This window comes from Haloferax sulfurifontis (genome assembly GCF_014635105.1).
GTDB lineage: Archaea > Halobacteriota > Halobacteria > Halobacteriales > Haloferacaceae > Haloferax > Haloferax denitrificans.
Genome location: NZ_BMCI01000002.1, coordinates 169,115 through 195,519 on the forward strand (window position 1 = coordinate 169,115; position 26,405 = coordinate 195,519).

Annotated in this window: 20 protein-coding genes; 11 read left to right on the forward strand and 9 right to left on the reverse strand. The window is 67.0% G+C overall.

Going from position 1 to position 26,405, the window contains the following annotated elements; all coding sequences use genetic code 11:
- Positions 1-2 precede the first annotated feature (2 nt).
- On the forward strand, positions 3-5,099 hold the full coding sequence (locus tag IEV64_RS05270; RefSeq protein WP_188423369.1) for a DNA polymerase II large subunit: 5,097 nt from the start codon (positions 3-5) through the stop codon (positions 5,097-5,099).
- A gap of 59 nt (positions 5,100-5,158) precedes the next feature.
- Here IEV64_RS05270 and IEV64_RS05275 read toward each other — a convergent pair whose 3' ends face one another.
- Positions 5,159-6,427, reverse strand: a complete 1,269-nt coding sequence (locus IEV64_RS05275; protein WP_188423370.1) for an outer membrane protein assembly factor BamB family protein — start codon at positions 6,425-6,427, stop codon at positions 5,159-5,161.
- Positions 6,428-6,596: 169 nt separating this feature from the next.
- On the opposite strand from IEV64_RS05275, the gene IEV64_RS05280 reads away from it, so the two are divergent.
- From IEV64_RS05280 to IEV64_RS05295, 4 genes are all read left to right on the forward strand, one after another.
- Entirely contained in the window at positions 6,597-6,884 is a 288-nt protein-coding gene (locus IEV64_RS05280; protein ID WP_188423371.1) for a DUF7130 family rubredoxin-like protein, read from the forward strand.
- A gap of 135 nt (positions 6,885-7,019) precedes the next feature.
- Complete coding sequence (gene hisD / locus IEV64_RS05285; RefSeq protein WP_188423372.1) at positions 7,020-8,288, forward strand: histidinol dehydrogenase; 1,269 nt, start codon at positions 7,020-7,022, stop codon at positions 8,286-8,288.
- Positions 8,289-8,369: 81 nt separating this feature from the next.
- The gene (locus IEV64_RS05290; RefSeq protein ID WP_007275842.1) at positions 8,370-9,149 is read left to right on the forward strand and encodes an SDR family NAD(P)-dependent oxidoreductase; all 780 of its coding nucleotides are present in this window, start codon (positions 8,370-8,372) and stop codon (positions 9,147-9,149) included.
- A 148-nt stretch (positions 9,150-9,297) separates the two neighbouring features.
- On the forward strand, positions 9,298-10,395 hold the full coding sequence (locus tag IEV64_RS05295) for a glycolaldehyde reductase (RefSeq protein ID WP_188423373.1): 1,098 nt from the start codon (positions 9,298-9,300) through the stop codon (positions 10,393-10,395).
- 63 nt (positions 10,396-10,458) lie between these two features.
- On the opposite strand, the gene IEV64_RS05300 is transcribed toward IEV64_RS05295, so the two are convergent.
- Positions 10,459-11,655: an extracellular solute-binding protein gene (locus IEV64_RS05300; protein WP_229722508.1), complete on the reverse strand. Its 1,197-nt coding sequence runs from the start codon at positions 11,653-11,655 to the stop codon at positions 10,459-10,461.
- A gap of 372 nt (positions 11,656-12,027) precedes the next feature.
- Here IEV64_RS05300 and IEV64_RS05305 point away from each other — a divergent pair, with 372 nt between their 5' ends.
- Positions 12,028-12,678 (forward strand): helix-turn-helix domain-containing protein, encoded by a 651-nt coding sequence (locus IEV64_RS05305; protein ID WP_004968811.1) that lies wholly within the window; start codon positions 12,028-12,030, stop codon positions 12,676-12,678.
- Positions 12,679-12,749: 71 nt separating this feature from the next.
- Positions 12,750-13,868, forward strand: coding sequence for an ABC transporter ATP-binding protein (locus IEV64_RS05310; protein WP_229722510.1), 1,119 nt, complete (start codon positions 12,750-12,752; stop codon positions 13,866-13,868).
- Between the two features lie 72 nt (positions 13,869-13,940).
- On the opposite strand, the gene IEV64_RS05315 is transcribed toward IEV64_RS05310, so the two are convergent.
- From IEV64_RS05315 to IEV64_RS05330, 4 genes are all read right to left on the reverse strand, one after another.
- The gene (locus IEV64_RS05315) at positions 13,941-14,924 is read right to left on the reverse strand and encodes a C-terminal binding protein (RefSeq protein ID WP_229722512.1); all 984 of its coding nucleotides are present in this window, start codon (positions 14,922-14,924) and stop codon (positions 13,941-13,943) included.
- A gap of 67 nt (positions 14,925-14,991) precedes the next feature.
- A complete protein-coding gene (locus IEV64_RS05320; protein ID WP_188423374.1) occupies positions 14,992-16,143 on the reverse strand; it encodes a pyridoxal phosphate-dependent aminotransferase in 1,152 nt (383 codons plus the stop codon).
- A 54-nt stretch (positions 16,144-16,197) separates the two neighbouring features.
- Positions 16,198-16,641, reverse strand: coding sequence for a RidA family protein (locus tag IEV64_RS05325; protein ID WP_188423375.1), 444 nt, complete (start codon positions 16,639-16,641; stop codon positions 16,198-16,200).
- Between the two features lie 61 nt (positions 16,642-16,702).
- On the reverse strand, positions 16,703-17,950 hold the full coding sequence (locus tag IEV64_RS05330; RefSeq protein WP_188423376.1) for a Zn-dependent hydrolase: 1,248 nt from the start codon (positions 17,948-17,950) through the stop codon (positions 16,703-16,705).
- 114 nt (positions 17,951-18,064) lie between these two features.
- On the opposite strand from IEV64_RS05330, the gene IEV64_RS05335 reads away from it, so the two are divergent.
- The 3 genes from IEV64_RS05335 to IEV64_RS05345 all read left to right on the forward strand — a co-directional run bounded on the left by IEV64_RS05335 (position 18,065) and on the right by IEV64_RS05345 (position 21,786).
- On the forward strand, positions 18,065-18,571 hold the full coding sequence (locus tag IEV64_RS05335; protein WP_188423377.1) for an LUD domain-containing protein: 507 nt from the start codon (positions 18,065-18,067) through the stop codon (positions 18,569-18,571).
- A complete protein-coding gene (locus IEV64_RS05340) occupies positions 18,568-20,778 on the forward strand; it encodes an LUD domain-containing protein (RefSeq protein ID WP_188423378.1) in 2,211 nt (736 codons plus the stop codon). The genes IEV64_RS05335 and IEV64_RS05340 overlap by 4 nt, the downstream gene beginning before the upstream one ends.
- 105 nt (positions 20,779-20,883) lie before the next feature.
- Complete coding sequence (locus IEV64_RS05345; RefSeq protein WP_188423379.1) at positions 20,884-21,786, forward strand: carbohydrate kinase family protein; 903 nt, start codon at positions 20,884-20,886, stop codon at positions 21,784-21,786.
- A 41-nt stretch (positions 21,787-21,827) separates the two neighbouring features.
- On the opposite strand, the gene IEV64_RS05350 is transcribed toward IEV64_RS05345, so the two are convergent.
- Complete coding sequence (locus tag IEV64_RS05350) at positions 21,828-22,637, reverse strand: ABC transporter permease (protein WP_188423380.1); 810 nt, start codon at positions 22,635-22,637, stop codon at positions 21,828-21,830.
- Entirely contained in the window at positions 22,634-23,593 is a 960-nt protein-coding gene (locus tag IEV64_RS05355) for an ABC transporter permease (protein WP_229722514.1), read from the reverse strand. Before IEV64_RS05355 ends, IEV64_RS05350 begins: the two co-directional genes overlap by 4 nt.
- A 288-nt stretch (positions 23,594-23,881) precedes the next feature.
- On the opposite strand from IEV64_RS05355, the gene IEV64_RS05360 reads away from it, so the two are divergent.
- Positions 23,882-24,778 (forward strand): ketopantoate reductase family protein, encoded by an 897-nt coding sequence (locus IEV64_RS05360; protein ID WP_188423381.1) that lies wholly within the window; start codon positions 23,882-23,884, stop codon positions 24,776-24,778.
- Between the two features lie 9 nt (positions 24,779-24,787).
- Here IEV64_RS05360 and IEV64_RS05365 read toward each other — a convergent pair whose 3' ends face one another.
- A complete protein-coding gene (locus IEV64_RS05365) occupies positions 24,788-26,329 on the reverse strand; it encodes a sulfatase (protein ID WP_188423382.1) in 1,542 nt (513 codons plus the stop codon).
- Positions 26,330-26,405 lie beyond the last annotated feature (76 nt).

Genomic DNA, 26,405 nt, shown 5'->3' on the forward strand with positions numbered 1-26,405 from the left:
CCGTGCGCGAGGAGGAAACCCGGTACTTCCGTCGCATCGAAGCCCGCCTCGACGAGGCGTTCGAGCTCGCGGAGGCCGCGAAGGCGACGGGGTACGACCCGAAGACCGAAGTCGAGATTCCGGTCGCCAAGGACATGGCCGACCGCGTCGAGAACATCCTCGGCATCGACGGCGTCGCAGAGCGCGTCCGCGAACTCGAAGGCGAGATGTCACGCGAGGAGGCCGCGCTCGAACTCGTGACCGACTTCGTCGACGGCAACGTCGGCGACTACGACTCCCGCGAGGGCAAAGTCGAGGGCGCGGTCCGCACCGCCGTCGCCCTGCTCACCGAGGGGGTCGTCGCCGCGCCCATCGAAGGCATCGACCGCGTCGAAATCCTCGAGAACGACGACGGCACCGAGTTCGTCAACGTCTACTACGCCGGCCCGATTCGCTCGGCGGGCGGCACCGCACAGGCGCTGTCCGTGCTCGTCGCCGACTACGCCCGCTCGCTCCTCGACATCGACGAGTACAAGGCCCGAAGCGACGAGGTCGAGCGCTACGTCGAGGAGGTCAACCTCTACGACAAGGAGACCGGTCTCCAGTACTCGCCGAAGGACAAGGAGTCGCGCTTCATCGCCGAGAACATGCCTATCATGCTCGACGGCGAGGCCACGGGCGACGAGGAGGTCTCGGGCTACCGCGACCTCGAACGCGTCGACACCAACTCCGCCCGCGGCGGCATGTGCCTCGTCATGGCCGAGGGAATCGCCCTCAAGGCCCCGAAGATTCAGCGCTACACCCGCCAGCTCGACGAGGTCGACTGGCCGTGGCTCCAGGACCTCATCGACGGCACCATCGGCAAGGACGACGGGAAGGCCGCGAAGGCCGACGACGCGGGAGACGACGCTGACGAGGCCGACGAGGCGGACGCCGACCCCGATGCCGACGCCGACGACGCCGGGAGCGACGCCCCCGACGGGCCGACCCGCGTCGAGCCCGCGACCAAGTTCCTCCGCGATCTCATCGCTGGCCGCCCGGTGTTCGGCCACCCCTCCGCGCCCGGCGGCTTCCGCCTCCGGTACGGCCGCGCCCGCAACCACGGCTTCGCGACCGCGGGCGTCCACCCCGCGACGATGCACATCGTTGACGACTTCATCGCCACGGGCACCCAAATCAAGACCGAGCGCCCCGGCAAGGCCGGCGGCGTCGTCCCCGTCGACTCCATCGAGGGGCCGACGGTCAGACTCGCCAACGGCGACGTGCGCCGCATCGACGACCCAGAGGAGGCCGAGGAGCTCCAGAACGGGGTCGAGAAGATTCTCGACCTCGGCGAGTACCTCGTCAACTTCGGCGAGTTCGTCGAGAACAACCACCCGCTCGCGCCCGCCTCGTACGTCTTCGAGTGGTGGATTCAGGACTTCGAGGCGACCGAGGCCAACGTGCAGGCGCTCCGCGACGACCCCGCCGTCGACCTCGAAGACCCCACCGTCGAGGACGCCCTCTCGTGGGCGGCCGAGTTCGACGCCCCGCTCCATCCCGTCTACACCTACCTCTGGCACGACATCTCGGTCGAGCGGTTCGACGCGCTCGCCGACGCCGTCGCGGCCGGCGAGGTCGTCGCCGCCGAGGCCGACGGCGGCACGACTGCCCCGCTCGAACACGACAACGAACCCGAGCGCGGACTGGAGGGCACGCTCGTCCTCGACAACACGCCCGAGATTCGGGAGGCGCTCGAACACCTGCTCGTCGCCCACCGCCAGACCGACGAGACGCTTCGCGTCCCCGTCTGGCGACCGCTCGCCCGGAGCCTCGGTCTCACCGACGACCGCGAGCGAACGTGGGAACTCGATGATCTCTCCGAGCACGCCCGCACGTGGGACGGCGGCGACAACGCCGTCGAGGCCGTCAACGAGGTCGCGCCCTTCACCGTCCGCGAGCGCGCGCCCACCCGCATCGGCAACCGCATGGGCCGCCCGGAGAAGTCCGAGCGCCGCGACCTCTCGCCCGCGGTCCACACGCTGTTTCCCATCGGCGAGGCCGGCGGGAGCCAGCGCGACGTGGGCGACGCCGCCAGACACCGCGGCGAGTCCGGCAAGCGCGGCCAGATTTCGGTCCGCCTCGGCCGGCGCAAGTGCCCCGACTGCGGCGCGTTCGGCTTCAAGTCGAAATGCCCCGACTGCGGCGGCCACACCGAACCCCACTACGAGTGCGACGACTGCGGGACCGTCCTCGAACCCGACGAGTCCGGCCGCGTCTACTGCGAGCGCTGTGACTGGGACGTCGAGAGCGCCGAGTGGCAGGACATCGACCTGAACACCGAGTACCGCGACGCCCTCGAACGCGTCGGCGAGCGGGAGTCGTCGTTCCAGATTCTCAAAGGTGTGAAGGGTCTCACCTCCGCGAACAAGACGCCCGAACCCATCGAGAAGGGCGTCCTGCGGGCGAAACACGACGTGTCGTCGTTCAAAGACGGTACCGTCCGCTACGACATGACCGACCTGCCCGTCACCGCGGTCCGCCCCGAGGAACTCGACGTGACGGCCGACCACTTCCGCGAACTCGGCTACGAGACCGACATCGACGGCGAACCCCTCCGGTTCGACGACCAGCTGGTCGAACTCAAAGTCCAGGACATCGTCCTCTCGAACGGCGCGGCCCAGCACATGATGCAGACCGCCGACTTCGTAGACGACCTCCTCGAACAGTTCTACGGCCTCGAGCGCTTCTACGAAATCGAAGAGCGCGACGACCTCATCGGCGAACTCGTCTTCGGGATGGCCCCCCACACCTCCGCCGCGGTCGTCGGCAGGGTTGTCGGTTTCACGACAGCGGCTGTCGGATACGCGCATCCGTACTTCCACGCCGCGAAGCGCCGGAACTGCTTCCACCCGGAGACGAAGGTCTGGTACCGAGACGAGACCGACCGGTGGCGATACGACGAGGTTCGAACGCTCGTCGAGGAACGACTCGATGAGCCGGAGACCGACGACTTCGGGACGCTCGTTCAGGAACTGGACGGAGACGTGTACGTTCCGTCTCTGACCAGAAGCGGCAGAGAGACCATCAAACCGGTCGAAGCCGTCTCTAAGCACGTCGCACAGAACCACCTCGTACGAATCGAGACTCGTGGTGGGAGAGAACTAACGGTCACTCCGGACCACACGGTGATTCGAGCCGACAAGGGCGGCTTCACCCGGATTCCCGCGCACGAACTCGACGAAGGCGACGCACTTCCGTCGCCTAAGCGCGTCGACATCGACGCGGACCCGGCGCAGTTCGACTTGCTCGCGGAGTTCCTGCACGGCGAGTCGATACCGGCCGAAGACCTGATGATTCGGGGGCTCGGCGCGGACCGAATCCGTTCGCTCTTCGACGAGCATACCGAAGCGAACGGCTACCTGAAACCGGTCGCCGAGCGACTCGGACGGAGCGAGTCGACGGTTTACAACTGGGTCTCTCGCGACAGCGTTCCGGCATCGGTGTTCGTGGAGGTTCTCGGTGACGTCGAAACGGTCGTCGACGTGCTTCCGCGTGAGCTATCTCTCGGTGTCCGTCGCGATACCGCGACCGTTTCGAGAGTGCTCGATATCGACGAATCATTCGGAACTGTACTGGGGTACTACGCCGCAGAAGGATTCACGAGGGCATCGCCCGGAAACTTCTACCAGACGACAATCTGTATCCCGGACGAACTCGCCCGTAAACGTATCCTCGATACCGTTAGCGAAGCACTCGGCGTCGACGCGTTCGAGGAGAACGAGTGGAAGGTCACGGTTTCGAGTCGGCTCGTCCAGTCGCTGTTTGCGGACGTCATCGGATGCGGGTCGCGTGCCGAGGACAAACGCGTCCCGGACTCGGTACTCACCGGCCCCGAGCCGGTGCTTCGGTCCTTCCTGTCGGCGTACTTCTCCGGCGACGGAAGCGCGTCTTCGGACCGCGTGGAGATTCGCGCGCACACCGTGAGCGACGACCTCAAACGCGACCTCGTTGCCGCACTCAAACGCTTCGGCATCGCCTCGAAGACCTACTCCGAGCGCCGAACGCCACAGACGGGTGCGGTGGCGGAGTTCTACGACGGAGACGAGGTCCCGACGTTCGACTCGTGGGTCCTCAAACTCACGTCGGAGAACGCGGTCCGATTCGCCGAGGAGGTCGGATTCCACCCCCCCCGAAAGAGCGAGGCGCTGGCGAGCGCGCTCGACGACACGGGCGTCCGAAGCCAGCGTCTCTTCTCGGACGGCGGGGACACGTGGCTCGACGAAGTCGTCTCGGTCGAATACCTCGAAAGCGACATCGACCACACCTACTCGTTGACCGTCGAAGACACCAACTCGCTCGTCGCCAACGACCTCCACGTCGCGCAGTGCGACGGTGACGAAGACTGCGTCATGCTCCTCATGGACGGTCTTCTCAACTTCTCGAAAGAATATCTCCCCGACAAGCGCGGCGGACAGATGGACGCGCCGCTCGTCATGTCCTCGCGCATCGACCCCTCGGAAATCGACGACGAGGCGCACAACATGGACATCGTGCGGCAGTACCCCCGCGAGTTCTACGAGGCGACCCTGCGGATGGAAGACCCCGACGACTGGGAAGACGAGGTCACCATCGCTGAGGAGTATCTCGGGACCGACCGCGAGTACACCGGCTTCGACCACACCCACGACACGACGGACATCGCCGCCGGCCCGGACCTCTCGGCGTACAAGACCCTCGGGTCGATGATGGACAAGATGGACGCCCAGCTGTTCCTCGCGCGGAAGCTCCGGGCGGTCGACGAGACGGACGTGGCCGAGCGCGTCATCGAGTACCACTTCCTACCGGACCTCATCGGCAACCTCCGCGCCTTCTCGCGGCAGGAGACGCGGTGTCTCGACTGCGGCGAGAAGTACCGGCGGATGCCGCTTTCGGGCGACTGCCGGGAGTGCGGCGGCCGGGTGAACCTGACGGTCCACCAGGGCTCCGTGAACAAGTACATGGACACCGCGATTCAGGTGGCAGAGGAGTTCGACTGCCGCGACTACACGAAACAGCGGCTCGAAGTGCTCGAAAAGAGCCTCGAATCGGTCTTCGAGAACGACAAAAACAAACAGTCTGGCATCGCGGACTTCATGTAGTCTTCGGTCGGTTTTTTCCTCCAGGTGTTGCGAGTCGAGCGGCGCGGCCGCTCGGCGTCTCAGTTCCGCGCAGGCCCCAACCCGTGGAAGCCGTCGGCGGCGACGACGTACACCGCGCCGTCGACGGGGACTGCGGCGGAGACGCCCCGTGAAATCACGTCCGCCACCTGCACTTCCGGGGTCTGGTGTGACCACAACTGACGTTCTTCCTCAGTGTCGTACACTGCCACCCGTCCCTGTTCATCGGAGACAATTATTGCTTCTCGTGCGCGCGCGTGGGGAACGCCGACAAATCGCGCCGCCGCCTCGCGTCCGTCGTCGCGCGACAGCGTCGCGGTCTCCCCGTCGACCGCGACGTGAAGCACGTCGTCGGCGACGACCGGCGCGCCGCTTCCCGGCGACCGCCATCGTTCGGTGCCGTCGCTCGGGGCGAGCGCGAGGAGTTCGTCGTCGCGGGTGGACAGATACGCGGCCTCGGGCGTCGCCACTGGCGTCGTCCACTCGCTCGTCCGGGTCTCGACGCGGAAGCGTCGCTCGCCGGTCGCGAGGTCGACGGCGTGGACGGCGTCGCCGGTGACGACGAACACCGCCCCGTCGGCGACGGCGGGCGCGCCCTTCGCGTCGCTTTCGAGGTCGTAGCGCCAGCGTTCGCTCCCGTCCGCGAGTTCGAACGCCCGAAGCTGGGTCGGGACGCCGTCGTAGCCGCCGCCCGAGACGACGGCGACGCCGTCGCCCACCGCGGGCGGGGCGTGGATACCGTCCATCTCGGGGCCGCGCCACAGCACCTCGTCGCGGTCGGCGGCGAGACAGAACGCCTCGATGAAGGTCGCGACGACGACCCGGTCGCCCGCGACGACGGGCGGCGAGTTCACGCCGTAGCCGACAAGCGGGGTCGCCGCTCGCTCGGCCATGGTCGCTGGGTCGCGTCGGACGAGCGCGCGCTCGTCGCGTCCGCGTCCGTGGAGGTTGTAGAGGCGGTCGCCGTCGAGGACGGGCGAGCCACCGGCGTTCAGTCGCCAGTACTCTTCGGCGTCGGCCGGAACCGAAACCTCGGGGTTGTAGCCGGTGTTTCCCGCGTCGAAGCGGTACTGCGGCCACGACCCCGACGGCGAGAGCGCGGGGTTTCCCGGCGGCGTGGCCGTCACGCGCTCGTCGGGGCCGGACGTCGGACCGTACGTCGTGGTCGGTTCCTCGGTGGTCGCCGCTTCGGCCGTCGTCTCGGTCGTCGGACTGGGGGACCCGCTGTCGCGGCCGAGACAGCCGGCGACACCGAGCGACGCGCTTCCGAGCAGTTGGAGGTATCGGCGACGGCTCCGGAGACGGGGCATACTGTCGAATCTATGATGGGACGGTAAGTGTTTTGTCGCACCACGAAATTCTATATCGCGATATTCGATTTATTATTTATATGCGGTTCACGACTGGTCGAACTTCCCGCGGATGCTCGCCTCGATTCGGCCGTTCCATTTTATTCGCTCGCGCGACGAATAGTTGCATATGGCTGACGACACAGAGCCGACGGTGGGAATGACGGTGTACGCCGAAGACGGAAGCAAACTCGGTAGCATCCGCGGGTTCGACGAGGACGGGTTCTACGTCACGATTCGCGAGGGCCTCGCGGGGATGTCCATCGAACACGAGCGCGCCGGCCACGAGTTCGGCGAGGCCGAGTTGATGTGGCGGTGTAGCGACTGCGGCGAGATGGGCGACCTCGACGAACTGCCCGACACCTGTCCGAACTGCGGTGCCGAACGGGAGCAACTCTACTACTGGACCGAGGACTGAGCGGTCCGGTCGCCGTCTCCTTTTTTAGTGTCCGTGTTCGCCCATCGCCCCGAGAGTGCCCGACACCGCCTCGAACGCGGATTCCCACATGGCGGGTGTCAATTAATGCGAAAACCGAAGCGAGAGACTACTATCATGGACATCCAGTCACTCGACGCCCTCGACGAGTCCGAGTTAGCGTCGGTTCTCGACAGAGACGCGGGAATCGACGAGATACGGGCGGACGTTCGCGGTATCGTCGACGAGGTTCGGGACCGCGGGGACGGCGCGCTTCGAGAGTTCAGCGAGAAGTTCGACGGCGTCGAGGTCGACACGCTCGACATCACGGCGCGGACGGAGCGGGCGGCGGAGGCGATAGAACCCGAGCTACGCGAGGCTATCGAGGCCGCAATCGACAACGTCCGCGCGTTTCACGAACGGCAGGTCCGGACCGACTGGACGGACTCTTTCGGCGGCGCGAGACTCGGTCGGCAGTTCCGCCCGCTCCGGCGAATCGGTGCGTACGTCCCCGGCGGGAGCGCCACCTATCCGTCGACCTCGATTATGACGGTCGTTCCGGCGAAGGTCGCGGGCGTCGAAGAGGTCGTCGTCGTGACGCCCCCCGCGGAGGAACTCAACCCGGTTACGCTCGCGGCCATCGGCCTCGCAGGTGCCGACGAGGTGTACAGCGTCGGCGGCGCACAGGCCATCGGCGCGCTCGCCTACGGCACCGAGACGATACCCCCGGTCGAGAAGGTCGTCGGCCCCGGGAACCGATGGGTCGCGGCCGCCAAAGCCGAAGTTCGCGGCGACGTCGCCATCGACATGATTGCCGGACCGACCGAGGTGCTGGTCGTCGCCGACGAGACCGCGTCTCCCCGGCTCGTCGCCGCCGAACTCGTCGGGCAGGCGGAACACGACCCGCACTCGTCGGTCGTCGCGGTCACCCCAGACGAATCGCTCGCGCGGGCGGTCGCCGACGAGGTCGAAGCCCAGGTTCCCGACCGCGCTCGCCCCGAGATAATCCGCGAGGCGCTGGCGAACGAGACCAGCGGCGTCTTCGTCGCGCCCTCGATGGACGAGGTGACGGCGTTCGCGGAGGCCTACGCGGTCGAACACCTCGTCGTGATGACCGCCGACGACGAGGCGACCGTCGACGCGATAGACAGCGCCGGAAGCGTCTTCGTCGGGGAGTACAGCCCCGTCGCCGCCGGTGACTACGCCAGCGGGACGAACCACGTCCTCCCGACCGGCGCGGGCGCGAAGACCACCGGCGGACTCTCCGTGGACAGTTTCGTCCGGTCGCGGACCGTCCAGCACCTCGACCGCGACTCGCTCGACTCGCTGTCCGACACCATCGTCACGCTGGCCGAACTCGAAGGGCTCGAAGCCCACGCCGAGAGCGTTCGGAAGCGATTCGAGTAAGCAACGTCTCCCGACCCGACCCCCGTTTGACCCGCCATTCGGCGGCTACCGATTAGTGGTCTCTACCGCGGTACCGTGTGTATGTCTGTCTTGGATGAGTTCACACTGCACGGCAAAACCGCAATCGTAACCGGGTCGAGCAAGGGCATCGGCCGGGCGCTCGCCGTGGCGCTCGCGGAGGCCGGCGCCGACATCTGTCTGGTCAACCGGAGCGAACGCGAGGGACGACTGGCCGCCGAGGAAATCGCCGCCGAGACGGGGGTCGAGACGCTCGCCGTGCCCGCGGACGTCACCGACGAAGACGACGTGGAGGCGATGGTCGAAGCGACGCTCGACGCGTTCGGCTCCATCGACATCCTCGTCAACAACGCGGGTATCGCCCGGACGGCCCCGGCCCACGAGATGTCGCTGGAGACGTGGAACGAGGTGCTCCAGACGAACCTGACCGGCGTGTTCCTCTGTACGAAGCACGCGGGGAAGGCGATGATAGACGGCGGGGGCGGGACCATCGTCAACATGGCCTCGATGTCCGCGTTCGTGGCGAACTACCCGCAGGAGGAGGTCGTCTATCACGCGTCGAAGGGAGGCGTCGTCTCGTTCACCCGCCAGTTGGCCTCCGAGTGGGCGAAGTACGACGTGCGGGCGAACGCGATGGCCCCGGGCTACATCCGCACCGAGATGGTCGACGAACTCCTCGCGGAGAACCCCGACATGGAGTCGGCGTGGCTCTCGGAGATGCTCATGGAGGAGATGGCTCCCCCCGAGGACCTCGGCGGCACCGTGGTCTACCTCGCGTCCGACGCCTCCTCGTATATGACCGGCGAGACGGTCGTCATCGACGGCGGGTACACCGTCAGATAGCGCCGCGCTCCCGGCGTTCGCGGCGGTATCGAACCGGGAGCGCCGCGACGTATATATCGCCCTCCGTATGGCTGTAGTGCGTTGATGCGTTTCTCGGTGCGTGTTCACGCATGAACAGCGACCCCACGACGGTAGTGAGGCACACCCCGTGATTCGAACGTTCAACGCCCCGAGCGCCTACGTTCAGGGGTGTGGCGTGCTCGACTCCATCGGCTCCTACGTCGACGCCGACGGCACCAGCGCGGTCGTCCTCGCCGACGAGACCGTCTTCGACCTCGTCGGCGAGTCGCTTTCGACCGGCCTCGAAGCCAGCGGGTTCACCGTCGACCGAATCGAGTTCGGCGGCGCGTGTACGCACGCGGAGGTCGCTCGAATCGCCGAGCGGGCGGCCGACGCGGACGTCGTCGTCGGTGTCGGCGGCGGGCGGGCGCTCGACACGGCGAAGGCGGTCCGAGCCGAGGCCGGCTCGCGGCTGGTGACCGTGCCGACGATTGCCTCGACCGACGCGCCGACGAGCAGTATCTCGGTCCTCTACACCGAGGCCGACGAGTTCGACGAGTTCCAGTTCCACGGCGCGAACCCCGACCTCGTGGTGGTCGATACCGCCGTCGTCGCGGGCGCGCCGACTCGGCACTTCCGGTCCGGCATGGCCGACGCGATGGCGACGTGGTTCGAAGCCGACACCGCCGTTCGGGCGCACGCGACGAACGTCTTCGAGGGCCACTCGACGCGCACCGCGCACGCGATTGCGCGGACGTGCTACGAGACCGTCCGCGAACACGGACGGAGCGCGGTCGCCGCCGTCGAGCGCGACGCGGTCACCGAGAGCGTCGAAGCCGTCGTCGAAGCCAACACGCTCATGAGCGGCATCGGCTTCGAAAGCGGGGGGCTGGCGGCCGCCCACTCGGTCCACGACGGACTCACGCAGGTGGCCGAGACCCATGGCGCGACCCACGGCGAGAAGGTCAATCTGGGGACGCTCACCCAGTTCGTCCTCGAAGGCCGCGAGACCGACGAACTCGTCGACCTGATAGACTTCTCGCTCGACGTCGGTCTCCCGGTGACGCTCGCGGACGTCGGCCTCGACGACCCGACGGAGGCGCACCTCCGGACGGTCGCCGAGGCGACGTGCGAACCCTACGAGACGATTCACAACGAGCCGTTCGAGGTGACGCCGCGGGCGGTCAGAGACGCCCTCGTCACGGCGGACGAACTCGCACGCGAGCGAGTCGCCGAGCGTCGCTGACTTCGCGCTTCGGCTATCGGTTTTTCAAAAGAACTGCACCGGAGCGGGACCGTCGCCGTCTACTTACGCCTGCATCATCTCGTTGACCCTGCTCTCCCACGCGGCTTGGTGCTCTATCAGCAGGTCCAGCGGGACCGTAATCATCTGGTTGAACTGCTCTTCGCTCGTGGGGAACGCGACGGAGTCTCGCATCCAGTCCGGAATCGTCGCGTCGGCGTGGAGCGGCGCGACGCCGAGCTCCGTCGACCACGGGCCGAGGTTCTCCGCGTTCGCGGCGGTGTCGATGAACTTCTGTCCCCAGTAGACGTACCGTTCGTCCTGGTTCGTCGGCGTCCACATCGTGTCTCTCCCCGCGCGAGCGCCCTCCTCGGGAATCGTGTAGTCGACGGGCGCGCCGTCGTCCTGCGCGTTGATGATGTTCGCCGGGAGCATCACCGACATCGCGACTTCTCCCTGCCGAAGGTTCTGCGTGAGGTGCGAGTCGTCGCCGATCGTTCCGACGTTCGGCTTGAGCGCGGTGTACTCGTCCCAGACGGGCGTCATCTCTTCGACCGGCCCGAGTTCGGTCCCGGTCATCTTGGCGATGAGCGGCGTTATCCCGTGACCGCCGGGGTACAGCCCGATGGAGTTCTCCCACTCGTCGTCCCACCAGACGCTCCACGACGTCGGTTCGCTCGAGACGAGGTCGGTGTTGTACGTCAGGGCGTACGTGTACGAGTAGAGGTTGACGAACGGCCACTCCGCGTCCTCTACCTCCGGCTTGCTCGCGCCGAGCAGTCCTTCGAGGTTCGGAGCCACCTCGGTGTCGAGCGGTTCCATCAGGCCCATCTGGTAGGACCGGTAGCTCGTCTTCGACAGCGACCAGTTGACGTTGACCGGCGGGGTTCGGTCCTGCGTAATCGCGGTGCGAATCTTCCCCTGCATCTCCTCTTCGGTCGAGTTGTCGTACTCGACTTCGATGCCGGTCTCGTCGGTGAACGCCTGCGCGATGTGCTTGTCGAGGTTCTCCTGCCACGCGCCGCCCCACGCCCGCACCGTGATGCTGTCCGGCTTCGGCGGCGTCGTGTCCTCGGTTCCGGTCGTGGTCCCCGACGACGCGTCCCCGCCCGAGTCGCCGTCGGAACCGCCTCCCCCGGTACAGCCCGCGAGTCCAGCGAGCGCCGTCGCGCCCGCGGCCGAGATGAACCGGCGACGAGACCGTCCCGTGGCTCGCGCCGACGGTTGTGAATTGGTGTGCTTTCTCATGCGTAGGTATTCCATGTGGGGTGACGGTCATACATGGCCACCCTCCATATGTGGAGAGCTTTAACAAGAAATCGACACGGGCCGTTCGTGTAGTGAGTTGTACCCGAATTATGTGGCTGTTTGTAGTGTATTAGGCACTTCATAGTGTATGTCTACAACTATGTCGAATACGAGCACAACAACTCGGTCGGCTCTGGAATGAAACATGCGGTGAAATCGGTTTCTGTGAGCCTTCAGCTCTGGTTCTGTCGATTCGATGAGCGAGGATACGCGCGGCCGTTTATGTCTTTTCACTGAACATTCCCGAAATCGTGGTGGTGGACAAATGTGCAAATGGAGGTGCATATAAATAGTATAACGGGTAACAAACTGCCGAATAGGTAGCTAATGTACGAAGCAACTCTCCGAATAGACCACCAAAGCCCGTACGCGGATGTGACGCTCGGAAAAGACGTGCACGTCGAGATGTGGTGCAACCAGTACTGCGACCTCGTCTACGTGAGCGGGTCCGACATCGAGACGCCGGTCGAGACGTTCGACGACACGGTCGGCATTCAGGAAATCGTCTACAAGGACGAAGAAGCGGTGCTCATCACGGACTCGTGTCTTCTCGACTACCGAGACAACCTGTTAGAGGGGTACTTACAGCCGCACCAGTGTCTCTCGTTGCCGCCGTTGACGTACAGCGACGGGGCGCTTTTCGCCCGCGTGCTCGCCCTCACCGAAGAACAGCTTTCGGGCGTTTACCACAGCATCAGCGACAGCCACCGGGTGACCGTCGAGGCCAAACGCGAGATTCGCTCGATCGCGCCCGACATCCCGATACTCATGCTCGACTCCGCGCTCCCGACGCTGTCCGACGGCCAACAGCGCGCGCTCTCGCTCGCGGTCGAGATGGGGTACTACGAGATTCCCCGCGGCTCGACGACGGGCGAAATCGCCGACGAGATGGGCGTCTCCCGGCGCACGTTCGAAGAACACCTCCGGCGCGCGGAGAACAAGATAATCAAGAACCTCCTGCGGTACTTCCTCACATGACTATAACGACACCACCGTGTGGAGGGTCGTCTTTTGTCCCGTCGGGAACGCAGAGGTACGGACAGTAGACGATGGCCACCCAGCAATTCGACTCCACAGTGACCGATTCGAGCGAGACTGTCGTTCGTATCGACGGCGTAACGAAAGAGTACGGCACGCTCCGCGCCGTCGACGACGTGACGATTCCCATCACCGACGGGGAGTTCATCACGATACTCGGCCCCAGCGGCGCGGGGAAGACGACGCTCCTGCACATGATTGCGGGATTCCAGAAGCCGACGTCCGGCGAGATTTACATCGACGGCCGACCGGTGTCGGACGAACCGCCGTACGAGCGGGACATCGGGCTCGTGTTCCAGAGCCACGCGCTGTTCCCGCACATGACGGTCAAGGAGAACATCGCGTTCCCCCTCAAGATGCGGCGCGAGCACACAGACGACATCGACCGGAAGGTCGAAGACGTGCTCGAGCTCGTCCGACTCCCGGTCGACTACGCGGACAAGCCGGTCGACGAGCTCTCGGGCGGCCAACAACAGCGCGTCGCGTTCGCCCGCGCCATCGTCTACGAACCGACGTTGCTCCTGTTGGACGAGCCGCTTTCCTCGCTCGACAAGAAACTCCGCGAGGAGATGCGCGCCGAACTGACGCGCATCCACGAGGAGACGGAGCTCACCATCGTCCACGTCACGCACAACCAGACCGAGGCGCTCTCGATGGCCGACCGCATCGCGGTCATCAACGGCGGCGGACTGGAGCAACTCGACTCCGCACAGGACATCTACGCCTCGCCGAACACGCCGTTCGTCGCCGACTTCATCGGCAACACGACGCTCCTGTCGGGGTCCGTGGCTGGGGTCGACGGCGACGTGGCGACGGTTTCCGTGGCCGACGGGACGGTTCGCGTTCCCGCGGCGACCGTCGACGGCCTCTCGGACGTCGTCGTCGCCATCCGCGCCGAACAGGTCGCGCTCGACGCCGACTGCGACAACACGTACCCGGCGACCGTCGAACAGGTGTCGTTCGAGGGCGAGCGGACGCAGTACCACGTCTTCGTCCCCGCCTTCGGCGAGACGGTTCGCCTCATCGACCAGTCCGCGGACGCCCGCGTCGTCCACGACCGAGGCGACAGCGTCACCGTCGGCTGGAACGTCGGCGACGGATTCGTCTACCCCGACGAAGACGACGAATAAGCGCGGTTCCGACGCGAGACGGTCCCGCGACCCCGCCGCGTATCGCGTTTTTGAGACGTCTTCCGCCGACGTTTACCGGTCGAGCGCCTCGGGATTGACGAGTCCCTCGACGGCGTCTCCCCGGTAGGCCGCGACCGCGGTCTCCGTGCCGAGGCGTCGCAGTTTCTCCGCGGTTCGCGTCGAGTACCACGCCGCGTGGGGCGTCACGATGACATCCTCGCGGTCGAGAAGCGGGTTCTCGGGGTTCGGTGGCTCCGCTCTGAGCACGTCGAGTCCCGCCCCGCGGAGCCTGTCGCCCCGGAGCGCATCGAGGAGCGCGCCCTCGTCGACGACGCGGCCGCGCCCGGTGTTCACGACAATCGCGTCGTCGTCGAGCGCGTCGATGGCGTCGGCGTCTATCATGTCCGCCGTCTCGTCCGTCAGCGGCGCGTGAATCGAGAGCACGTCCGCCTCCGCGAGGAGCGCCTCGAAGCCCACGGGCCGGACGCCCGCGGCCTCGATGTCGCCGTCGTCGACGTAGGGGTCGTACGCGCAGACGTCGAAGCCGAGCGCGAGCGCCTTCTCCCCGGCCGACCGGCCCTTGTTCCCGAACGCGAGGAGACCGAACGTGAGCTCGGAGACCGCCCGAATCGGCATCGCGTCCGCCCAGTGCCAGCGCCCGTCGGCGGCCGCGGCGTCGTACGTCGGAAGCCCTCGAACGAGCGCGAGCGCGAGCGAGACGGCGTGCATCCCGACCTCGTCGTTGCAGTAGGTCGGCACGCGGGTCACCCGGACGCCGCGGTCGGTCGCCGCCTCGACGTCGATGCCGTCGATACCGGTCGCGTACCGCGAGACGACCGAACAGCCCGTGGCGTCCATGCTCTCCGCCGACACGCCGGTGTCGTGTGAGAGCAGGAGGTCCGCCGCGCCGACCGCGTCGGGTATCTCCGCGTCGGTACAGTCGACCGCGTCCACGACGACGGACGACCCGAGCAACCGCTCGAAGTGGGCGCGCTCGGACTCGACGTCGCCGAACCAGTCGGGGTCGAGCATGACAGCGCGTACCGTCTCAGTCATGGTCGAGTGAACCCGAGACGGGCGAATATACCCACAACCTCCATATGTGGACCGCGGGCTCGCCCGCTCAGAGCGCGCGTTCCAGTCGGTCCATCGCGGTCGTCAGCGTCTCGACGTCCGCGGCGTACGAAAAGCGAACGTACCCCTCCCCGGCCGCGCCGAAGACCGCACCCGGGACGGAGGCGACGCCGGCCTCCGACATGAGGCGCTCGACGAACGCCCGGCTGTCCGTCGTGTGGGCCGAGACGTCGGCGAACACGTAGAACGCGCCGCGCGGCGTCCCCGGGTCGATGCCGTCGATGGCGGCCAGTCGGTCGAGCACGAGTCGCCGCCGCTCGGCGAACGCCTCGCGGAGTTCGCCGACGACGTACCGGTTCGCCAACGCCGCGCTCGCGGCGACCTGCGCCGGCTCGGGGACCGACGAGACGGTGTGTTCCTGCAGGACGCGCATCGCGTCGATGACGCGCTCGGGGGCGCTCGCGTATCCGATTCGCCACCCGGTCATCGCGTACGACTTCGAGAAGCTGTGAACCGTTACTATTCGGTCGAACCGATCGCCGTCGCTCGCCAGCGAGTGGTGCGTCGCGCCGTCGTACACGAGGTCTTCGTACGTCTCGTCTGCGACGACCCACAGGCCGTGTTCGGCCGCGACGTCGTCGAGCGCCCGGAGCCGGTCGGGCGGGATGACGGCCCCGGTCGGGTTCCCCGGCGAGTTCAGGAGTATCGCCGTCGTGTCGTCGCTCACCGCCGCTTCGACGGCGTCCGGCGTGGGGACGAACTCCTCGTCGGTCGAGACGGAGGCGAGCCGGGCGTTCGCGCTGGCGACGTGGCCGTGGTAGTTCGGCCAGTACGGCTCGGGGACGAGCACTTCGTCGCCGGGGTCACAGAGCACGTTGACCGCGGCGAACAGCGCGCCCATCGCGCCCGGCGTGACGATAATCTCCGACTCGGGGGCGGCGTCGATGCCGTTTTCGACGGCGAGCTTCTCCGCGAGCGCGGCGCGTAACTCCGGCCGCCCCACCGTTTCGGTGTAACTGCTCGCGCCGGTGCCGACCGCCTCGCAGACGGCGGCGGCTATCGGCTCGGGCGTCGCGAAATCGGGCTCGCCGATACTCAGGTCAGCGAGGTCGTCGTACGACTGCGCCGCGTCGAACACCTCGCGGATTCCCGACTGCGGCATTCTCGTCGAGAGCCCCGAGAGTCCGGGTCGCTTCATCATACACTCGGGTGCGCGTCCGGGACAGTAAACCGACTCACCTCCGTATGGCGGCGCTCAGAGCTCGCGGACCACGTCGCCGTCGGGCTCGATGGCGTCGACGTCGGCCTCCGTGAGCGGGAGTTCGACCTCGACTTCGACGAGGTAGTCCTCGTTGGCCAACTGGTCGTGTCCGAGGACGGTGTGGCACGGATACGGCTCTTCGAACGTCTCCAGGTACACCTCTTTGTAGCCGTCGTAGTAGTGTTCCTTCGCGTCGACGATGTGGGTCGTGACCTTGGCGACGTCGGCGTACGTCATGCCGATGGCTTCGAGCAGGACGCCGACGTTCTCGTACGCCTTCCGCGCCTGCGTCTCGATGTCGTCGCCGACGACGTTCGAGTCGGCGTCCATCGCGACCTGCCCGGCCATGTAGAACTGCTGGCCGTCGATTATGGCGTGATTGTAGCCGATACTGCGCGCGTCCTTGAGCTCCGGCGGGTTGATAGCGTAACGTGTCACGGTCGAACTTCCGAGAACGAGTTAAAAAAACGCCACCCTCCGGATGGTGGTGTCGCCGGGCTCAGTCCGACGCCAGCGAGCGGACCGTCTCGGCGAGGACGCCGGTCGCGGTCGCACAGTCGTCCCAGTCGGTCCACTCCCGCGGGGAGTGGGAGACGCCGTCCCGCGAGGGGGCAAACAGGAGCCCCGCGTCCGTGACCGCCGCGAGGTTCGCCGTGTCGTGCATCGCCGCCGAGTGCAGGCGGAGCGCGTCGACCGACCTCGTCGCCGCCGCGGCGTCCGCCGCCGCGAGACACCGGTCTGCCATCTGACTCGGCGGGCTGTCCCGGTACCGCGACATCGACGTCTCGACGCCCCTGTTGCGTTCGAGTCGCGCGAGGCTGGTCCGACAGCGCTCGACGAGGCGGTCCATCGTCTCGTGTTCCACGTCTCGGATGTCGAGTTGGAGTCGGACCTCGGCCGGGACGATGTTCCGGGCGTTCGGTTCGATGGTTCCCTTTCCGGCCGTCCCGACGGCGGCCTCGCTCGTCGTCGCCAGCTCCTCCGCCGCGCGTTCGAGGTCGAGGACGAACTCGGACGCGGCCGCGAGCGCGTCGGACCGCTCGTACATCGGCGTCGACCCGGCGTGGTCGGCCTCGCCGGTCACCGCCACCTCGCAGTTGGTGATGCCCGTGATGGAGTCGACGACGCCGACGCCGGCGTTCGCCCCCGTCAGGCGCGTGCCCTGCTCGATGTGGAGTTCCATCCACGCGTCCCACTCGGCGGGGTCGACCGCGTCACTCCCGGCGAAGCCGACTCGGTCGAGGTGGTCGCGTAGCGTGACGCCGTCGTCGTCTTCGAGCGCGAGCGCCTCGTCGACGCCCAGTTTCCCCGTCGCCACCGACGACCCGAGCGTCCCGACGCCGAACCGACCGCCCTCCTCCTCGGTGAACGAGACGACTTCGACCGGGCGGGCGGGGGCGACGTCCGCTTCCTGCATCGCCCGGACGCCTTCGAGCGCGCCGTACGTCCCGAGCGGGCCGTCGAAGATACCGCCGCGAGGGACGGAGTCGAGGTGGCTCCCGAACGCGACGGGGGCCGCCGACGGGTCGCACGAAGGCGGCGTCCAGCGACCGAAGATGTTCCCGACGGCATCGACCCGCACGTCGAGGCCGGCCGCTTCGAGGCGGTCGACGAAGCGCTCTCGCACGCCTCGGTCCGCCTCGCTCCCGGTGAGGACGGTTCGCCCGACGCCCTCGTCGGCGTCGACGTCCCCGAACGCGGCGTTCTCCTGTAGGTCGCGTCGGAGTCTGTCCGTGTCGATGTTCATACCCGGGACCTGAACGGCCGTGCGGATAAACCCGAATCCCCCATGTGGCGGCGAGGCCGGCGACCGCCATACGGAGCGGGTAGCTCTTAGTGTGTCTCCGAGAACTGGTGGTCAATGAGTGATACTGACACACAACAGTTCGCGTCCTCGCTCGCGGCCATCGACGTTCCGCTGACGCGGACCGACACGGCGGGGTTCGCCTTGACCATCGACTCGCTCGTGACGGAGCCCGCGGTCGGCGTCCCCCTCCACCTCGAGGGCGTCTCGCTCGACGACACCGTCGTCCAGACGCCGCCCACGCCTCGCCTGCTTCGGGAAGCCGAGACGGGCGTGACGGGCGTCGGCCACGCCATCGCCGAACACGGGACGCTCGTCATCGACAGCGACGACGCGGGCACCGAACCCGTCAGCCTCTATCCGCCGACGCACCTCGCCGTCGTCCGCGAGAGCGACATCCTCCCCGACGTCGCGTCCGCGACCGCCTCCGTCGGCGAGCGCTTCGCCGCCGGCGGCTCCGCGGTGTTCGCCACGGGCGTGAGTTCGACCGGCGACATGGGTGCGCTCGTCGAGGGCGTCCACGGCCCCAAACACGTCGAAGTCGTCGTTCTCACAGACCGATGAGCGCGCAATCCGAGCGCCGACGGAAGGCGCGAAAACTCCGCGAACTCCTCGACGCCGAGGGCGACGCCGTCTACGAGAACGTCACGCACCTGAATCAGGGCCGATACGACGCCATCGAGCGGTTCGACGAGTTCGAGACGCTCCGAACCGAGGCCCGGAGCATCAAGGAGGCCGCCATCGAGAACCTCCCGTCGCTCATCGAGACGCTCCGCGAGAGCGTCGAGGCCAACGGCGGGTCGGTGTACGTCGCTGACGACGCCGCCGACGCGAACCGCTACATTCGCGACGTGGCCGAGGCGAACGAGGCGGAGACGCTCGTGAAGTCGAAGTCGATGACGACCGAGGAAATCGAGCTCAACGAGTCGCTCGAAGCCGCCGGCGTGGACGTCTGGGAGACCGACCTCGGCGAGTTCGTCCTTCAGGTCGCCGACGAGAGCCCGTCCCACATCGTCGGCCCCTCGCTCCACAAGTCCCGCGAGGAGGTCGCCGCCCTGTTCAACGACGTGTTCGACCCCGAGGTTCCCTTCGAGACGGCGGAAGAACTCACCGAGTTCGCGCGGGACTACCTCGGCGACCGGATACGAGAGGCGGACATCGGGATGACGGGCGCGAACTTCGTCCTCGCGGACTCGGGGACCATCACCATCGTCACGAACGAGGGGAACGCCCGGAAGTCGGCGGTGACGCCCGACACCCACATCGCGGTCACGGGCGTCGAGAAAATCCTCCCGAGCGCCGCCGAACTCGAACCGTTCGTCAACCTCATCTCGCGCGCCGCGACGGGACAGGACATCTCGCAGTACGTCTCGATGCTCACGCCGCCGGTCGAGACCCCGACGATAGACTTCGAGAACCCCGACGAACCGCTCGGGAGCGGCGACGCAGAGCGGGAGTTCCATCTCGTGCTCATCGACAACGGCCGGCTCGCCATGCGCGAGGACGACCACCTGCGCGAGACGCTCTACTGCATTCGGTGCGGTGCGTGTGCGAACTCCTGCGGCAACTTCCAGCACGTCGGGGGCCACGCCTTCGGCGGCGAGACGTACACGGGCGGCATCGCGACCGGCTGGGAGGCTGGCGTCGAGGGTCTCGACGCCGCCGGCGAGTTCAACGACCTCTGTACCGGCTGTTCGCGGTGCGTGAACGCCTGTCCCGTCAAAATCGACATCCCGTGGATAAACACGGTCGTCCGCGACCGACTCAACGGAGAGGCGACGCCGTCCGACCTCGAATTCCTCGTCGAGGGGCTGACGCCGGACGCCGAGGGGACCGTCACGCCGCAAAAGCGCCTCTTCGGTAACTTCGGGACGCTCGCGCGACTCGGGAGCGCCACCGCACCGCTGTCGAACTGGGTGGCGGACCTCGGTCCCGTCCGGACGCTGATGGACCGGTATCTCGGCGTCGCGCCCGACCGGGAACTCCCGACGTTCCAGCGCGAGACGCTCGTCGACTGGTTCGACTCCCGGCGACCCCGCGCACCGAACGCGACCGCGACCCGCAAGGTGGTGCTCTACCCCGACGCCTACACGAACTACGTCCTCGTCGACCGCGGGAAAGCGGCCGTCAGAACCCTCGAAGCGCTCGGCGCGCACGTGGAACTCGCCACCCCGATAGAAAGCGGCCGCGCGCCGCTCTCGCAGGGGATGGTCGACACGGCGACCCGACAGGCTGAGGCCGTCGCGAGCGACCTCGCGCCGTATCTCGACTCGTCGTTCGACGTCGTCGTCGTCGAACCGTCCGACCTCGCGATGATGCGCCGGGAGTACGGCAAGCTCCTCGACGACGAGACCCACGCCCGGCTCTCGGAACACAGCTACGACGTCATGGAGTACGTGTTCGGCCTGCTGTCGAACGGCGCGGACCCGGCGGCCCTCGCGGCCCCCGACGAGCCGGTCGCCTACCACAGTCACTGCCAACAGCGGACGCTCGGCGTCGAGACGTACACCGAGGCGGTGCTCGACGACCTCGGATTCGACGTCGTCACCTCGGACGTCGAGTGTTGCGGAATGGCCGGGAGCTTCGGCTACAAATCGGAGTACTACGAGCTTTCGATGGACGTGGGCGCGGAGCTCGCCGACCAGTTCGCCGACGCGAGCGACCGCGTGGTCGTCGCCAGCGGCACCTCGTGCACCGAGCAACTGACCGACCTCCTCGCCCGCGACGTGACCCACCCGGTCGAACTCGTCGCGCCCGACGAGGCCCCCTGAGCGGCGACCGGCCGTCGTCGCCGCCCGGCGTTCACAGACGGCAGGACTCTCATTCATGTGTGACCCTTCACCGACTCGCTCGCGCCCGCCGGCGGTGTCCCGACGATGACCGACGTGCTCGTCTTGGGCGACGCCATCGTCGACGCCGTCTTCGCCGGTCTCGACCGCTACCCCGACCGCGGGGAGGAACTCGTCGCGCCGTCGTTCGAACTGCGGCCGGGCGGCTCCGCGGGCTACGCGTCGCTCGGCCTCGCGGCGCTGGGGAGTCGCCCGGCGGCGGTCACGTACGTCGGCGACGACGTGCTCTCTACGCACTGGCGCACGTTTCTCGACGCCCGCGGCGTCGACACGAGCCGCGTGGTCGAACAGCCGGACGCGACGGTGAGCGTCGCCGCCGGCTTCCTGTTCGAGTCCGACCGCTCGTTCGTCACCCACCGGGGTGCGATGACCGACGGCGCGATTCCCGCCGTCACACCCGACGGGTTCGACGCGCTGTTCGTCGCCGGGCTATCACAGGCCCCGTACCTCTGGGGCGACGACGCCGTCGCCATCGCCCGCGAGTTCTCCGCCCGCGGTCGCCCGGTGTTTCTCGACACGAACTGGTCGCCCGGCGACTGGCTCTCGACGGCCGAAGCGCTCCTCCCGCACGTCGACACCCTGTTCGCGAACGACGCGGAAGCGCGTCGCCTCTCCGGGTGTGACGACCTCGTCGCCGCCGCGGAGACGCTCGTCGCCGACGGAGCCGACGCCTGCGTCGTGAAAGCCGGCGACCGCGGCTGTCTCGTCGCCGACGGGCAGTCGGAGGCGACGTGGGTCGAGACGGAACCGGCCGCGTCGGTCGACGCCTGCGGGGCGGGCGACTTCTTCGACGCCGGCTTCATTCACGCGCGGTTCGCTGGAGCCGACAGACCGGCGGCCGCGGCCGTTGCCAACCGCTGTGCGCGGGCGGCAATCACGAACTTCGAACTTCGGGCGAAACTCGACGCGATAGCTGACCTGTCCGAGTAACTGCCCGCGGTCGGCGTCTCCCGGGAAAAAGCGTTCCGCCGTTAGCTGTGGAGGAACCGCTCGAGGCCGACGACGCGGTCCGCGACGACGATGGCGACGATGGCGATGATGACGTAGATGCTCGCCACGGCCGCGATTTGGGGGCTGATGTTCCCCCGAATCGCGCCGTAAATCGCGACGGGAAGCGTTTCGGTCGCCGTCGTCGTGATGATGAGGCTCACGATGAACTCGTTCAACGCGAGCATGAACATCAGGAACGACCCCGAGATGACGCCGGGCATCAGCGCCGGGAGCGTCACGTATCTGAACGTCTGTATCTCCTCCGCGCCGAGGCTCTGTGCGGCGTCTTCGAGCGTGGAGTCGAACGCGTTGACGCTCGACGAGACGCTCCATATCATGAAGGGGATGTTGATGATGGTCAGCGCCAGCCCGACGGCCCATAGCTCGGCGATCCACCCCAACCGGCCGAAGATGATGAGCAGGATGAACCCCGACACGACCAGCGGGACGGTAAACGGCAACAGGAGGTAAATCTGGATGCCGTGTTCGAACCTGATGTCGTATCGGTTCAGTCCGAGCGCCGTCATCACGCCGATGGGAATCGCGAGGGCAGTACAGAAGACGGCGACCATGACGCTGTTGAAGAACGGTTCGAGATAGCCGGGCTCGTGAATCAGCGACGCGTACCACCTGAGGCTCAGTTCGCTCGGCGGGAACGAGATAATCTGGTTCGCACCCAGCGAGACGACGAGGATGATGACCGACGGGAGAATCAGGAAGACGAACTCGAAGAGCGTGAACGCCGCCAGGTACGGGTGGTCGGTGCCGAACCGACGGAGGAGTCCGCTCATTGTTCGCCCGCCTCCACGCCGAGGGTCCCGGTTCCGTACAGTTTGAACACGGCGAACACGAACACCGACGCCACGAGGACGAGGATGATACACAGCACCGCCGCGAACGGGTAGTTCATCATGTCGAACACCTTGCTGTAGATGAAGTTCGCGACGAAGCTGTTCGTCCCGCCACCGAGCAGATTGGGGATGGCGTAGTTCGCCATCGACAGCGTGAACACGACGATCGTCGCCGCGGTGATTCCGGGCCGCGAGAGGGGTAACACGACGTGTCTGAACGTCTCCCAGTTGTTCGCCCCGCAGTTCTGCGCCGCGCGTTCGAGGTCGCTGTCGATGCTTGCTATCGCGGGCGTCAACATCAGCACCGCGAACGGCATCAGATACTGCAGGAGCCCCACGACGATGGCGGCGGGGGTTCCGATGATGCTCACCGTCTCGATTCCGAGCGCGTTCAGTCCCCAGTTCAGCAGGCCGTTTTTCCCGAGGACGATGAGCCAGCCGTACGCTCGGATGATGACTCCCGTGAAGAACGGCACGAACAGGCCGAACAGGAGGACGTACCGGAACACCGGCCGCCTCGTGCGAACGACGAGATACGCGTACGGAACCGCGAGCCCGACGCTTCCGACCGTGACGAGCGCCGAGTACAGCAGGGTCCTGAGGAACACGGTGTGGAACGCCCCCGTCTCGACGAGGCGCATCCAGTTATCGAGCGTGAGTTCGTAGACGAATATCTCGATGGTGTCGTACGTGAGCACGCTGTACCACGCGAGCATGACCATCCCGACGGCGAGGAAACTAACCAACAGGATGCTCGGCGCGATGAGCACGTATCCGAACCGGTCCGCGACCGACGACGTATCGAGGGGCAGGCGGTTCTTTGCCGCGATAAGCCCGTCCATCACTTTCCACTTCGCGCGCAGTCGCTGATGTTGGAACTCGTCTCGAATGCTCACGGCGCTCTCCCCCTCGGGCCGGCCGCCGGGAATCGGCGCGTCGCCACCGCGCCGACGAGCGATACGCAGTTACTCGATGCGTTCATGTTACTCGGGCTATGGACAGAGACGTTCTTACGTAGGTGTCCACCATATGGCGTGTGATTTTTAACACGCGGGCGTTCGACTGGCAAATATAGCACGAAACTGGAGCCAATCAGGAAAATAAGATTCGTTTGTTTTCTCGGACAGTTCGTCTCTCACACCGCGAAACTCGCCATTTTTGTCGTCCGCCGAGAACGGGTAGCCATGCGTATCCTCGTCTTCGGCGCGGGCAGTCTGGGCACGCTCGTCGGCGGCCTCCTCGCGCCGGTCCACGACGTAACGCTCGTCGCGCGCGACCCGCACGCCGCGCGGGTGTCGTCGGCCGGTCTCGATATCGTCGGTGCCGAGTCGGCGCACGTCTCGCCGGCCGCGACGACGACCGAGACGGGCCACGGCGCGGACCTCGCGCTCGTCACGGTCAAGTCGTTCGACACCGCGGCGGCCGCCGACGCGCTCGCCGACTGCGACGTGGGCGCGGTGCTGTCGCTCCAGAACGGACTCACCGAGGAGACGCTCGCCTCTCGCCTCGACGCGCCCGTCCTCGCGGGCACGGCGACCTACGGAGCGCGGCTCGTCGAACCGGGTCGCATCGAATGCACCGGCGTCGGCCGAATCGTCTTGGGCGCGCTCGACGGCGGCCCCGACCCCCTCGCCGAGCGCGTCGGCAAGGCGTTCCGCGACGCGGGGCTCAACGCACTCGTCGCGACCGACATGCCGCGGCGGCGCTGGGAGAAACTCGCCGTCAACGCCGGCATCAACGCCGTCACCGCGCTCTCGCGGGTCGAAAACGGCGCGCTCGCGGGCGACGACGCCAGCGAACTCGCACACCGAGCCGCCCGCGAGACGGCCCGCGTCGCCCGATTAGAGCGCGTGTCGCTCCCGAACCGCGTCGCCCGCGAGGCGCTTGACCGCGTGGTCGAGAAAACCGCCGCGAACCGCTCGTCGATGCTACAGGACGTGGCGGCCGAAAAGCGGACCGAGGTGGACGCCATCAACGGCGCGGTGGTCGATATCGCCGCCGAACACGGCTTCGAGGTGCCGACGAACCGGACGCTCGCGGCGCTCCTCCGGGCGTGGGAGCGGGGAGAAGGGATACGCTGAGATAGGTCGCTATTCGAGGTAGCCGAGGTCGCGCAGTCGGTCCTGTGTCTCGTCGTCCATCTGGTCGACGGAGTCGTCCGAGACGTCGGTGTCGAGCGCGTCGGTCCACGCGCCGCCGATGGCGTCTTCGAACTCCGCGAGGGCGGCCTCGGTCTCCGCGATTGCCTCGTCGTCCGCGTCGGCGACGTTCTCGGCCTCCTCGGGGTCGGCGTCGAGGCGGTAGGCCTCGTCGGGGATGCGGTCGATTCGGACGTACTTGGCGTCGGTCCGCCGCGCCGCCCGCATCCGGGAGTAGAACCGCGAGTCCTCGGGGAGCGTGATACCCGCGCTCGACGCCTTCTCCTCTAACTGCTTGAGTTCGACCACGGGGCGGGAGTACTCGACGAAGGCGTACTCGCCGTCTCGGCGCTGGCCGGGGTCGTCGTTCTCTGCTCGCGCGAACTCCCGGTAGTCGGCCGACAGGAGCGAGCGCGTGCGGTCGAGGCCGACCGCGTCGTCGCCGGGGTTCGCGGGGTCGCCGCCCTCGACGCCGAGCGAGTCGAGGACCGTGTGGTAGAGGTCGACCAGTTCGACCTGGTCGTCGCGGCGGTCCGCGTCGAGGTTGGGGTGTTTGACCATGAGCGGGACGTTGATGAGCGGGTCGTACAGGCAGAACTCGTGGCCGTAGAGGCCGTGTTCGCCGTGGAGTTCGCCGTGGTCGGCGCAGACGACGACCATCGTGTCGTCCCAGCGGTCGGTCTCTTTCAGGTGGTCGAAAAGCCGGGTGAGCTGGTCGTCGATGTGGGCGATTTCGGCGTCGTAGAGGCCGCGGATGTCCTCCCACTCGTCGTCGCCAATCTCGTGGGCACCGGCGTTGTACTCCTTTGAGTTCTGGCAGACCTCGGTCGAATCGACGCCGGGCGCGAAGCGCTCTTTGTACTCCTCGGGCGGGTGGTACGGCAGGTGCGCGTCCATGAGGTTGACGAACGCGAAGAACTCTTCGGAGCCGTCGACGAAGTCGATGGTCTGGTCGATGACGGCGGGCGTCTTCGAGTCCGCGCCCTCGCCGCCGGCGAGGTACTCGTGGGCGGTGTTGCCGAGGCTGACGAGCTTGTCGGCGAGCGTCCGGAGCGCGTCGCTGTCGTTCATCGTCTTCCACGCCTTCGCCAGCGGCCCCGACAGGAACTCGCCGGGCATGACCTCGAAGAAGTTGTCCTGCTCGGCGAAGCCGTCGGTCAGGTGCGTGTACGGCGTTATCCACGCGTTCGAGGAGTAACAGGCGGTGTCGTAGCCGGCCGCCGAGAGCGTCTCGGCGAGGGTCGTCGCGCCTTCGAGGTAGGGGTTCTCCTGGTCGGCCCCGTGCTGGCTGGGGTACATGCCGGTGAAAAGCGAGGCGTGGACCGGCAGAGTCCACGGCGCGGGCGCGACGGCCTGCTCGAAGACGGTCGCCTCGTCGGCGAAGCGGTCGAGGCCCGGCGTCGTCGGGCGGTCGTGGCCGTACGGCGTGAGGTGGTCCTTTCGGACCGTGTCCATGACGACGAAGAGGACGTTCTCGGGCGACTCGGCAGTCATACCCGAGGGTGGGGAGTAGTCGCCGATAAAACTCCTGTTCTCGGCCGCCGCCGGACGAAAACGTCCGAACCGTCGA